Source organism: Gimesia benthica, assembly GCF_009720525.1.
GTDB lineage: Bacteria > Planctomycetota > Planctomycetia > Planctomycetales > Planctomycetaceae > Gimesia > Gimesia benthica.
The window spans coordinates 942,254-954,968 of the sequence record NZ_CP043930.1 but is presented as its reverse complement, the minus strand read 5'-3'; the positions used below and the strand labels follow the sequence as shown (position 1 = coordinate 954,968).

Here is a 12,715-nt window from a genome sequence, read left to right as displayed (position 1 = left end):
GTTAGTATACGCCGTCCATTTTTAAGAGAGGCCTCTAGTCAGAGTCGAAAAGAAGACGATATCTTCTTTCAGGTTGAGAAGAATGAAGCGCGTACTACTCAAATCAAAAATCCACCGAGCCACGGTGACCGAAGCGAATCTGGCCTACAATGGCAGTGTGACCATCGATCAGGAATTGATGGAAGCAGCCGACATTGTGGAGTACGAACAGGTACAGATCTACAACATTACTTCGGGGACCCGGTTGACCACCTACGCGATTGTGGGAGAGCCCGGTTCGGGAGTGATCTGCATCAACGGCGCTGCCGCACACCTGGTAAATCCCCAGGACCTGGTGATTATCGCCAGTTACGCGGAATATAAAGAGAAAGAAGCCCGCGGTCATCAACCCAAGGTCGTGCTGGTTGATGAAAATAACACTCCGATTCCCGCCAGTCAGCCGGTAGCCACCAGCTCAGAGTCGTGATTAGCCAGATTATTAAGCCGCGTGCTTAATAAGTGTGCATTTCCGTGGCGGCCATTCGCAGCCGAATTGTATTGCGTGCAGAATTTCAAAAAAAATCGGTCTGCCACTTCCTTCCTCTTCAGTCATAGCGTATCATATTGATGCGTTCGCCATCTTTTTGAGCATGCTGGTGCAATGTTTTCATGCTGTGAATTCAGGGCTGGCACCACTTTCGGAAAAGTTAATTCACCGAAATGCTTATGATTAAACTGCTTATGAACTTGTTTCGGCATCGAACTACCTTGCTGTGACTGATTAGGATTTTCCGATAAACGAATGGAAGACGATCGCCCTATTTTAGAAGATATGGTGGGGTACAGCCCTGCGATGCGTAACGTCTATCGTCTGACGCGTCGTGCAGCTGCCACATCATCGACGGTCTTACTGACTGGAGAAACCGGCACCGGTAAAGAGCTGATTGCCCGTGGTATCCACGAACTCAGTCCGCGCGCTACGGGTCCTTTTATCCGTGTGAACTGCGGTGCTCTGAGTGAAAGCCTGCTGGAAAGTGAGCTGTTTGGTCACATCAAAGGGGCATTCACCAGCGCTGTTGAGAATCGTACAGGACGTTTCGAAGCGGCCCACGGAGGAACTATCTTCCTGGACGAGATTAACTCCGTCAGTTTTACGCTGCAGGTGAAGCTGCTGCGTGTTCTGCAGGAGCATGAATTTGAACGTGTCGGTGACACGCGTTCGATCTCTGTCGACTGTCGCATTGTCGCAGCTACCAACCGTAATCTGCTGGATGAAATCGAAGCCGGACGGTTCCGGGAAGACCTGTATTATCGATTGAACGTGATTCCCATCGATCTGCCTCCGCTGCGCGAACGTTCCGAGGATATTCCAGATCTGGTGCACTTTTTTGCGAAGCAGTTCTCTGCAGAAGAAAAGATTCCTCTGCCGAATTTCTCGAGCGAGGTGTTGAACACATTCAAGAACTACAGCTGGCCCGGCAACGTGCGCGAGCTGCAGAACTATGTTGAACGTCTGATCGTACTCTCTGGTGAAGATGGTCCATCGCTGGATTTACTGCCGGGGCATGTGACCGGGCGTTCCGCTCCACGGGCTGTCTCTGCTCGCGCACAGGACCCGGAGACGATCTGTCGTGATCTGGTTTCCATGGAGTTGCAGCGGGTGGGAGAGGATTCCACCGATGTGCATACTCAGGTTGTATCGCTCGTGGAAAAAGAAGTGATTTTGCAGGTTTTAAGGTCCTGCCAGGGTGTCCAGACCAAGACTGCCACCCGGCTGGGGATCAATCGCAATACGCTGCATAAAAAAATCTCGGAGTACGAATTAGAATCTGAAGCAAGATGACTTGCCCTTCACCAGCTGAACAGCCCTATAATAGGGTGCCGTTCTGATTCCCATCAGAAACGCCGCAGTCCCACCACTATTCAGCCCCTTCTGTTCGTGATAAAGTCGTCAGCATGTTGTCAAATGTGTCTGTTTTCTGTTTTATGGCCAGTTACCTGGTAGCCTTCTGCTTAGAGTTGGCCCGGTTTCTGCGCAAGAAGAACGGATGGCTGCGACCGCTGATCATTCTGTTTTCCCTGGCAGGACTGGTGGCCCAGACAGCGTATCTGTTCAATCGCTCCCATGAAACGCAGCTGCCGCCCCTGTTAGGCTCGACGCACGACTGGCTGGTGGTTTTCTCGTGGCTGCTGGTGGCCATTTATCTGTTCATTAACCTGATCGATGAGGAACTCTCGATCGGGCTGTTTCTGTTTCCTCTGGTGCTCGCGCTGGTTGTGGCTTCCTATTTCGTCGATCACGTGACGAATCCGCTCGTACAGCCCGCGACCCGATCCTGGGCGATGCTGCATGCTACACTGCTGGTCCTGGGAGGTGTGGGAATTGTACTCTCGTTTGTGCTCAGCGCGATGTATCTGATTCAGCATCGACGGTTAAAGCAGAAACAGAATTTTTCTGATGGATTTCATCTGCCCAGTCTGGCTAAGCTCTCGCGGTTGAACCGCTGGGCTTTGATGATCGCGGCTCCCATGCTGACGGTTGGCATGGGCATCGGAATTGGACTGGGTGTCTATGTTCGCAAGGGAGCTCAGGCCATTTCGTTTGTTGACCCGGTCATCATTGTCTATGAGATTGTCTGGGCGGCGATGCTGTTGAGTGTGATTTTTATCCTGCGTACGAAACAACCCAATCAGAAGCACATTGCTCAGTTGACGATCTGGACCGGTGGGCTGTTACTGCTAACCGTGATCGGCATTCAGATTCTGACCAATATCCGTCTGTTGAACGTGGATTCCTGGCACTCCGGATCGGAGCAGCCACGGATAGAATCGCAGGAGACGACTGCAGAGAGGGCCGCCTTGTGAATCTGCAGGTCGTGTATTGTAACCACCAGACAGCGGGACTGGATGTGCGAGAGAAGCTGGCGTTCTCCTCAAAAGAACAGCTGGAAGAGGCGTATTCTATCCTTAAAAAGTCCTACCCGGAAACGGAGATGGTGGTAATCTCGACCTGTAACCGGGTGGAGCTCTATACCGCGACGCAGGAGCCGGAGACCGGGCCTTCCCACCAGGAACTGGCCAAATTCTTTTCGGAATTTCATCACGTTCCGGTCAGCGATTTCTTCGAAGACTTTCTGGAGCGAACCGGTCCTGATGCCGTGCGACATTTGTTTCAGGTCGCTTCCAGTCTCGACAGCATGGTGCTCGGCGAACCTCAGATTGTGAATCAGGTTAAAGAAGCCTATCAGCGGGCGACCGAGAATGCCTTATGTGGACCGCTGACCCATGCCTTGTTCCAACAGGCGATTCGAGTTTCGGCGCGGGTGCGTACGGAAACCATGCTGGCAGAGGGGCGGGTTTCGATCGCCAGTGTGGCGGTGGGGACCTTCGGGAAAAGCATTTTCGAGCGTTTTGACGACAAGACTGTTCTGATTATCGGGGCAGGTGAGATGGCCGAAGAGACTCTGACTTATCTCAAAGATGAGGGGGTCAAGAAGATTGTCGTGGTCAATCGCAGCCTGGAAAACGCCCAGAAGCTGGCAGTCAAGGTGGGAGGCGAGGCGCGTCCCTTTGATGATCTGGATGACTGTCTGGCGGAAGCAGATGTGATTGTCAGTACGACCGGGGCCTCTCAGCCGATCGTGGATGTGGAACGGTTTCAGCGGGTATTAAAGAAGTCAGGCAATAAGACATTCTTTATTCTCGACCTCGGTGCACCGCGGGATTTTACTCCTGCAGTCGGCCAGATCAACGATAATATCTTTCTGTTCGATATCGATAACCTCGAAGCGACCTGTGAAAAGAACCGGCGGGCACGTCAGAAAGAGGTTGAAAAAGCACTGACGATCATCGACGAAGAAACCGAGCGTTTCATGCATGGCGTCTATCATCGAGCGACCGGGCCGATTATCAAACAGCTCCGCGAACAGTGGCACGATGTGCGCGAGCAGGAAGTCGACAAGCTGTTCAGCAAGCTGTCCCATCTGGATGAAAAAGATCAGGAACTGATTAAACGTTCGATCGAACAGATTGTGAATAAGCTGCTGCATCCACCACTGGAAGTCCTGCGTCAGGAAGCACGCGAAGGGACGCCGCACGGCTTGCTCGACGCGCTGAAGCATCTATTCCATATTCGCGACTGATTCTTCACGAGTTGCGGGCGTCTCTCTGGTTACAGGGAGATTGATCAGGATCGCAGCGGTGAAAGTCAACAGGATATTGATACTGTTGATGTATTTCGAAGCCTGATGATAGTTCGTGAACTGGGCTGGCCGTGGACTGCCCGGAGGGGTAATCATGGATTCCAGTGGTTGATAGATCCAGAAGTAGTCGGCCAGGCTGATTGTCAGCGTAAGAATGACCAGTGCCAGGATCAGGTTTGCCTTCCAGCGAGGCAGTAGTTGTTTTGAGCGAGTTCCCAGGCATCCCAGAAACGCTCCCACCAGCAGCACCCACTCCAGCGTATAGTAGACGGGGAAGTGCAGTGAAATCAACTGGTCACGCACCAGTGAATCAAAGGGTTGAAAGGTAACATCCTGGACACCGTTGATCACAAAAATTACTGCGGCGCCGACCCAGGCTGAGAGGCAGAAGCGGGTTAAAATCAGACAGACAGACTGCATGGTTCAGTTCACGTTCAATCAGGAGTCAGAGATGTGTGTCAGGGGCGTGTAGTTCTATGTGGGATTCCTTTTCAGGGTAATCAATCGCGTCGCAGGCAGGAAAGCAGATTCCTCGTAGAAGCAGGAGATTTCCCGAAATACATAGCTGGAAACAGAAAATTCGGTATCGCTTCCTTTGATGATAGCCTTTGGTGCCGCCAAACGTTAATATTGTTTATAAATTCCGCAGAATCTCGAAATCGTGTCGGAAGCGAGATAGAGAATCGTCAGTCGGTCAGTTAGGATAGATTCTATCCAACCTGAATTCCTCGTTATCATTCCATCCAGATTTCTGTCTGAAATACTACGGTGATCAAACATGAAACAAGCAAAACATCTCGCGGTTTTCCCCGGTTCTCACAGACGTGCTTCGAGCACAGGCAAGAGGTTCCTCAAATGGGGACGCTGGGGATGCCTGGCTCTACTGGCCGGTGTCTGTCTGAAATTCGCGGTGGCTGCTGAGAAGGAATCGGCAGTACCCAAGTCGCCTCTCTCACCGGAGGAGTCTTTAAAACAGACGGTCGTGCATCCTGATTTTGAAATGCAGGTGGTGGCGTCCGAGCCGAACGTGGTTAACCCGGTCGCTGTTGCCTTTGATGAATCGGGTGTTCTGTGGGTGGTCGAGATGACGGACTATCCTCATGGACCTAAAGAGGGTGAAGATCCGAAGAGCCGGATTAAGCTGCTGCGGGACAAGGATCAGGACGGCTTTTACGAAACGGCTACTGTTTTTGCAGACAAGCTGTTATTTGCGACCGGGGTGCAACCCTGGAAAGGGGGGCTGATCGTCACCCTGGCCGGCAAGGTGCAATACATGAAGGACACGGACGGCGATGACAAAGCCGACCTGGTCGAAACCTGGTTCACTGGTTTCAAAGAAGAAAACTCGCAGCTGCGTGCCAACCATCCGACATTGGGTCTGGATAATCACATTTATATTTCCAATGGTCTGCGTGGCGGATCCGTGATCGCGACCCATCCTGAGTGGACTAAAAATGCGAAGCAGGTTCCGATTAACGGTCTCGATTTCCGTTTTCATCCCTTGACCGGGAAATATGAATCAATCTCCGGGATCGGACAGTTCGGACTGACCTTCGACGATTACTGTAATCGGTTCGTCTGTTCCAACCGCAATCCGAACAAACACATCGTGCTGGAGAGCCGGTATCTGAAACGGAATCCTTACCTGGCTGTGAAGTCGGTCTATCATGATGTCTCTCCCGATGGAGAAGACTCTCGCGTGTATGCGATCAGCCGTACCTGGACGACTTCGACACTGCACGCCGGACAGTTTACTGCTGCCTGTGGTGTGACCATTTACCGGGGAGATCTGTTCCCGAAAGCATTTTACGGCAACAGTTTCACCTGTGAGCCGACTGCCAATCTGGTGCACCGTGATGTGATGACTCCGATGGGAGCGACCTACGATTCCAAATACGGACGCGATAAAGTGGAATTCATCGCCAGTCGGGATGAGTGGTTCCGGCCCGTCAATATGTATAACGGACCGGATGGGGCACTGTATCTGTGTGACATGTATCGTGCGGTGATCGAACATCCGCAGTTTATGCCTGTCGAACTGAAAGAGCGTTCGGACCTGAATGACGGAATCGATCGCGGCCGGATCTATCGCATCGTACCTAAGAAATCCAAAATCAATAAAACTGTTTACACTGCGTTGAAGAATGCCACGCAGGCAGATCTCATCGCTGCACTGTCTTCGAAAGATTCCTGGCAGCGGGAAACCGCAGCGCGACTGATTTTCGAAGGTCAGGATGCCTCTCTGCAGCCTGCTCTCGAAAAAATGGTGACGGCAGGCAAAAACGAACAGGCCCGCATTCAGGCACTCTGGTCCCTGGAAGGACTGGGAAAACTGAGTGACGCTGTTTTGATGCAGGCGTTGAAAGATCAATCACCGCGCGTGCAGGGACAGGCGGTTCGTCTCAGTGAACCGCGTCTGGCTGAAAGTCAGGACTTGAAAAAACAGGTTCTGGCTCTGGTCGACACGGCAGATCCCGCGCTGCGATTCCAGCTGGCAATCAGCCTGGGAGAAGCGGGTGACAGTGGCTCGATGGTTGAGGAACTGGCACAGCTGATGTTGCAGGGGGCTGATGATAGCTGGACCCGTGCCGCTGTGCTTTCTTCCGCATCCAATCAGAGTGTGCCGATTTTCAAATCGTTCCTGAAGCAGTTAAAACAGTCTGGTCAGAAAGTAACCGCCAAGTCCAGTGTCACTGAAGCCGTAGGAGAAATGGCAGCAGTAATTGGTCCGCAACTCAAGGCAGACGATATTCAGGAGACGCTGTCCCTGATTGCCGGCCTGGATGCGGATTCGTATCTGCCTCTGCAGATTGCCGGCTTCGAAGGACTGGGTAACAGCCTCCGACGCCGAGGGAAAGCGATCGCCGCTTATCAGGCGCAGCTTTCAGAAGCGGATCAGAAAAAGCTGAATCAGTTCTACCAGAAGATCGTCGAAACGGCAGCGAATCCGAAGAGTCCGCTGGCTCAGAAGCTGGAAGCAATTGGTGTGTTGCAGTTTGTTGGCTTCGATGCAGCCGGGAAAACGCTGCTGGATCTAATTCAGGGCAAGAACTCGCAGGCAGTGAAGATTGCCGCCATCGAAGCGATCAGCCCTTACGGGGAAGCACAGATCGGACCGGTTTTGATGGATGGCTTTGCCCAGCAGACTCCCGGTATGCGTCGGGCGATTCTGGATGCGATGCTGGCCAGCCAGGATCGGACGAACGTATTGCTGGATGAAATCGAAAAGGGTGAGATCAAGATTTCTGAACTGGGGCCCGCACGTTCCACACGATTGCAACGGAACCGTGATGCTGGAATCAAGAAGCGGGCAGCCGCCTTGTTTGCCGCTGCGATTCCTGCCGACCGGAAGCAGGTTCTGGCTGACTATCAGAAGTCACTCAAGCTGAAAGCTGATCCACTGGCCGGAAAACAGATCTTTGTGAAGAACTGCGTGACCTGTCATCGGATTGGTGAGCTGGGCGTGAATGTTGCTCCTGATATCGGCGACTCCCGTACCAAAACACCGGAATATCTGCTGACCAACATCCTGGATCCAAACCGGGCCATCGATGCGAACTTCTTCAGTTACACGATTATCACCATTGATGGTGTGGTGCATACCGGTATTATCTCTTCCGACAGCGGCGGATCGATCACGCTGACGCAGCCGGAAGGAAAAACCATAACCGTGCTGAAGGATGAAATCGATGAAATGAAGTCCAACGGTGTTTCGCTGATGCCGGTCGGGTTGGAGAAAACCATCAACCCGCAGCAGATGGCGGATCTGATTTCGTTCATCAAAAACTGGCGTTACCTGGATGGTCAGGTACCGAAAGACATTGCCAAGCCGCAATAAGCTGGCGGCTGCTAAATAATCAACATGGCATCACCATAGCTGTAGAAGCGGTATTTCGCTTCTACAGCTTTTTCGTAGGCTTCCCGGATTAACTCGGTATCGGCAAATGCACTGACCAGTACGAGCAGTGTTGATTTCGGCAGATGGAAGTTGGTCAGCAGGCAGTCGACCGCCTGAAACTGATAGGGGGGATAGATGAAAATATCGGTCTCACCCTGCCAGGCCTGGAGTGGCCCCTGTTGAGCCACCGATTCCAGTGTGCGGACACTGGTCGTTCCCACAGCAACGATGCGGCCTCCCTGTTCCCGCGTCCGATTCAGTAACGCAGCTGACTCACCTGGAAGTTCACACCACTCAGAATGCATTTTGTGTTCTTCGAGAGTTTCACAGGCAATGGGTTTGAAAGTGCCGATGCCCACGTGCAACGTGACTTTGGCAACCCCGACTCCTTTCCCGGTGCAGTTGGCCAGCAGGTCGGGAGTGAAATGGAGTCCCGCGGTGGGGGCAGCGACGGCACCAGGCTGGTTGGCATAAACGGTCTGGTAGCGTTCCCAGTCTTCTTCGGTCGCCAGATCACGTTTCATGTAAGGGGGCAGGGGCATGGTACCGAAATGTGAGAGCAGGGCGTGGTGATCTTCATCAGACTGTACCAGGGCTGTCCAGTACCCTTCGTCATCTTTGGACTGCATGATCAGCGAGAGCTGTTTCTCTTCGCTGCGAGAATGTGCGGGAGTCAGTTCGATTGTCTCACCTGGAACCAGTTTGCCGCGGGTTTTGCTCATCAGTTTCCACTCGCCTTCGGCATTGGATCCGAGGTAGAGTCCTTCCCACTTTCCTCCCGTGGCCTGGCGAACTCCAAACAACCGGGCTGAGAGCACGCGAGTGTCGTTCAGCACCAGGCAGTCCTGTGGATTCAGAAACTGAGGCAGCTCGGAGATCATGCTGTGCTGTATGGAACGATCCTGGCGGTTGACAACCAGGAGACGGGATTGGTCCCGCTGGCGGGTGGGCTCAGTGGCAATCAGTTCCGGGGGCAGGTGATAATCGAAGGCATCTAAACGGGGCATCGGTATTGTTTCGTTGGGCTGTGATCGAGGGAATTCAGGTTCGGCTGACGCAGTATGACTTGGAAAACGACTGAAAATGGCGGATTTTAACGAACGTTTGATATTACTCTGGTCAGAACAAACACAATTTTTCAATCTGAGCTTGCTGCGACTGACCCTGAGAGAACAATAGAAACAGAGCCTGCCCGCCTGTCCTCAGGCGAAGTCGGTATTCTGCCAGGAGATGACAGTTGTCTGACAGCCACGCACCTTATCCGATCGCATTTTGCATTACCGGTCTGCAGCCCGGAGGGGCGGAACGTGCGCTGGTACAGATCGTCACGCGGCTCAATCGAGAACGCTGGGCTCCTGTTGTTTACTCGCTGACCGGTTCCGGTCCACTGGTCGAGCCGCTGCAGCAGGCGGGGATCCCAACAGAAATTTTACAGGTGCGTTCAGCACGAGACGTCCGCATTATCTGGCACCTGGCGCAAAAGTTCAAAGCACAAAAACCGGTTTTGTTGCAAACATTTCTATTTCACGCCAATCTCGCGGGGCGGCTGGCTGCCCGCCTGGCACATGTACCACATGTGGTTTCCGGAATTCGCGTCTCTGAAAAGCGACGGAACGGGCATCTGTTACTGGATCGGCTCACAAATCGACTGGTGGAGCTGAATATCTGTGTCAGTCAGTCCGTGGCTGACTTCTCGATTCAAACTGGTCATTTATCGCCCACTAAAATCACTGTTGTTCCCAACGGAGTGGAATTTCAACGGTTTGCGGAGGCAGTGCCTGCAGATCTCACATGCTGGAACATACCGACAGATGCCAAAGTGGTTCTCTCAGTTGGTCGGCTCGATCCTCAGAAAGCACCCCATGATCTGCTTTCGGCATTTCTGAAATTTGCCCGCCAGGCACCTGAGTTTCATCTGCTGTTTGTCGGAGATGGTCCCCTGAGGGCTGAACTGGAACAGAGAGTCTCTGAATCTGGATATTCCAGTCAGGTTCATTTCGCTGGATGGCAGCCCCAGATTCCGGAGCTGATGCGGGCGGCAGACTGCCTGGTGCTCTCTTCTCTGTGGGAAGGGATGCCCAACGTGGTACTCGAGTCGATGGCTGCTGGATTGCCCGTCATATCGACCAGGGTTGATGGGATTTTTGAGCTGATTCAACCGGGAGAGCAGGGGACACTGGTGGAAATCGGATCCATTGATCAGCTTCACCAGGCACTGGTCGATTTCAGGTCCTCTCCTGCCCAGTTTGCCAGGATGGCTGAGAATGCGCAAACTCTTGTAGAACAGGAGTTTACCTGGGAGTCAATTGCCCGGAAATATGACCAGATTTATTCCCAGATCCTGTCTCTGACGGACTGATTTTCTACCGGTTATTCACACCAGAATCACCACCTCTCAACAAAATTTAAAAATCATCAAAGTCGCAATTCCAATCCAGATAAGTATCTAGGACGAATCCGATTCCAGGAATTCGATTTACGCATTTAATCATGCTTGACGATTTCTTTCTGGGTGGTAAATTCAGCACTCTGTGGTGAGAAGTGGTGACGGGTGGGGGCCAATGGCGTTAACGGGAACTTTCAATAAGATTCTGGATGGAAAGCGTCGACTGGCAATCCCCAAACGGCTCAAGGAAGAGCTTATCACCGAGGACTTCACCCAGATTTATATCGCACCTGGTACTGCATCGTCTTTGTTGCTTTTCTCAGAGAAAGGATTTGAACAGCAGGCACAACGATTGAAAGAATATTCCAGGAATGGCCCGGAGGCAGCCCAGTATCTGCGGTTGTACTATGCACGGGCGGAGAAGGTGGAAGTCGACTCTCAGGGGCGCATCTGTATCCCCGAACGACTTGCTGAACTGGCCAGCCTGGAAGTGAAACAGGAAGTGGTTCTGATTGGAGTTCAGGACCACGCTGAGATCTGGAATACCGAGCGTTGGAACACCTATCTGAACGACCATGGTCCTCATTTCGATGAGATGGCTGCGCAAGCATTTGGTCAAATGCCCTGGTAATCCATTTCACGTGACAATTCATTGATGTTCATCATTGCTGACTGAGTGTATCAACAAATCTAAATCTCATGTTGTTCAAGGAGGACAATCTGGAACTCTTCCGCTGGCTACCGGGCTTTGCGGATTGAAGGTGAAATGGATGTCACCTGCGTGTGCTCAGAATATTGGGTTGGGCCACCGGTCGTTCGTCTCCACATACAGGTAGAATGGATGCTGCCTGGAGCGGATGACTTCAGGGTTCCCTCCTTGGACAGGACCCGCGAGATCAGTTTATAACGAAACCTGTTAGTTTCCGAATCGCCTGCCTGAGGCTCAATTTGTTTCAGGCAGGCGATTTACGTTAGTGCCATCGGTTCTGTTTTAAAAATCTTTAACTGATCTTGTCAGAAAATCAGAATTTTCCTAAACTTCCCGCGCTTGAGAGTCAGATGGAGTTCTTCCGTCTGGTTTTCGGGCGATCGATCTCTCTAAGAGTGACACTTCTCAAGTATCTACCCCCACCATAAAAAATCAAATCAGAATTCAGTGATCAGGATCGTGATGATTTTCTGTCTGAGAAAATGATCAACGACTGATTGAGCTGTTTTATTTTTAGAATCGTAGCCAATTACATGTCAGGTAAATCCGGTGATCAGAAAAGGCCCGTACATATACCGGTCCTGCTCCGTGAAGTCATGGAGCAACTGGATTTGTCGCCCGGACTGGTCGTTGTGGATGGCACCGTTGGCGCAGGTGGTCACAGTCAACATATCCTGAAACAAATTGGAACAACTGGAACATTAATCGGTCTGGATCGTGATGAGATGATGCTGGGATTTGCCAGAGAAAAATTAGGAGTGGAAACATTGCCGGACGGGCAGTGTTTTCTCAGGCAGGCCAGCTATGCAGAGCTTCCCGCGGTGCTGGAAGAGCTGCAGATTCCCTCGGTCGATCGTGTTCTGCTGGACCTGGGGCTCTCCTCCGATCAACTGAGTGATGAAACGCGCGGTTTCGGTTTTGAAACTCCGGGCGATCTGGATTTACGATTTGATACACGACAGGGCATTCCTGCCTGGCAGTTACTGGAAACACTGTCTGAAGCGGAACTGGTTGAGATTATGGAAGTCTATGGCGAAGAGCGATTCAGTCAGCGGATTGCCAGCCAACTGGTTCAGCAGCGGAAAACGAATACTGTCCGGACAGCAGCGGACCTGATTGAAGCGGTACAGGCGGCATTGCCCGCCAAGGCCCTGGCAACGGCTCGCAAGAATCCGGCAACACGCGTCTTTCAGGCGCTGCGGATCGCCGCCAATCAGGAACTGGAACAACTGGAAACCATGCTGGATGCGGTCTTACCTCAGGCGCTGAAGCCCGGAGGAAGAGCGGTCATCATCAGCTTTCATTCATTGGAAGACCGGATGGTCAAGCAGGCGTTTAAAGGCCGGGATCAATGGAAAAACCTGACAGCCAAACCGATCACAGCGACGCAGGCCGAGCAGCGGGTCAATCCTCGCTGCCGCACGGCCAAGCTGCGGGTGGCGGTCAAAACATAGTTTGCGTGAGTCATTTCACAGGGTGACGGGTGGGCGACTGCCTGTCTGAAAAGTAATAACAGTTTTTAATTCGAATTGGTTCAGTGC

Annotated in this window: 10 protein-coding genes; 8 read left to right on the top strand and 2 right to left on the bottom strand. The window is 52.2% G+C overall.

The window, feature by feature from the left end:
- Positions 1-82 precede the first annotated feature (82 nt).
- The 4 genes from panD to hemA all read left to right on the top strand — a co-directional run bounded on the left by panD (position 83) and on the right by hemA (position 4,121).
- Positions 83-466, top strand: a complete 384-nt coding sequence (gene panD, locus F1728_RS03900) for an aspartate 1-decarboxylase (RefSeq protein ID WP_145039340.1) — start codon at positions 83-85, stop codon at positions 464-466.
- Between the two features lie 315 nt (positions 467-781).
- On the top strand, positions 782-1,822 hold the full coding sequence (locus tag F1728_RS03895; RefSeq protein WP_145039343.1) for a sigma-54 interaction domain-containing protein: 1,041 nt from the start codon (positions 782-784) through the stop codon (positions 1,820-1,822).
- Between the two features lie 113 nt (positions 1,823-1,935).
- Entirely contained in the window at positions 1,936-2,844 is a 909-nt protein-coding gene (gene ccsA, locus F1728_RS03890) for a cytochrome c biogenesis protein CcsA (protein WP_155362978.1), read from the top strand.
- Positions 2,841-4,121 (top strand): glutamyl-tRNA reductase, encoded by a 1,281-nt coding sequence (gene hemA, locus F1728_RS03885; RefSeq protein WP_145039349.1) that lies wholly within the window; start codon positions 2,841-2,843, stop codon positions 4,119-4,121. The genes ccsA and hemA overlap by 4 nt, the downstream gene beginning before the upstream one ends.
- Here the strand turns inward: hemA and F1728_RS03880 are convergent.
- On the bottom strand, positions 4,101-4,601 hold the full coding sequence (locus F1728_RS03880) for a hypothetical protein (RefSeq protein ID WP_155362977.1): 501 nt from the start codon (positions 4,599-4,601) through the stop codon (positions 4,101-4,103). The two genes, hemA and F1728_RS03880, sit on opposite strands and share 21 nt — an antisense overlap.
- A gap of 358 nt (positions 4,602-4,959) precedes the next feature.
- Here F1728_RS03880 and F1728_RS03875 point away from each other — a divergent pair, with 358 nt between their 5' ends.
- Positions 4,960-8,019, top strand: a complete 3,060-nt coding sequence (locus tag F1728_RS03875; RefSeq protein ID WP_155362976.1) for a PVC-type heme-binding CxxCH protein — start codon at positions 4,960-4,962, stop codon at positions 8,017-8,019.
- 11 nt (positions 8,020-8,030) lie between these two features.
- On the opposite strand, the gene queA is transcribed toward F1728_RS03875, so the two are convergent.
- Entirely contained in the window at positions 8,031-9,086 is a 1,056-nt protein-coding gene (gene queA / locus F1728_RS03870) for a tRNA preQ1(34) S-adenosylmethionine ribosyltransferase-isomerase QueA (protein ID WP_155362975.1), read from the bottom strand.
- 230 nt (positions 9,087-9,316) lie between these two features.
- Between queA and F1728_RS03865 the strand changes: the two genes are divergently transcribed.
- The 3 genes from F1728_RS03865 (at position 9,317) to rsmH (ending at position 12,628) form a co-directional block, all read left to right on the top strand.
- On the top strand, positions 9,317-10,438 hold the full coding sequence (locus tag F1728_RS03865; RefSeq protein WP_155362974.1) for a glycosyltransferase: 1,122 nt from the start codon (positions 9,317-9,319) through the stop codon (positions 10,436-10,438).
- Between the two features lie 202 nt (positions 10,439-10,640).
- Positions 10,641-11,096, top strand: a complete 456-nt coding sequence (locus F1728_RS03860) for a division/cell wall cluster transcriptional repressor MraZ (RefSeq protein ID WP_145039363.1) — start codon at positions 10,641-10,643, stop codon at positions 11,094-11,096.
- Positions 11,097-11,707: 611 nt separating this feature from the next.
- Positions 11,708-12,628 (top strand): 16S rRNA (cytosine(1402)-N(4))-methyltransferase RsmH, encoded by a 921-nt coding sequence (gene rsmH, locus F1728_RS03855; protein ID WP_155362973.1) that lies wholly within the window; start codon positions 11,708-11,710, stop codon positions 12,626-12,628.
- Positions 12,629-12,715 lie beyond the last annotated feature (87 nt).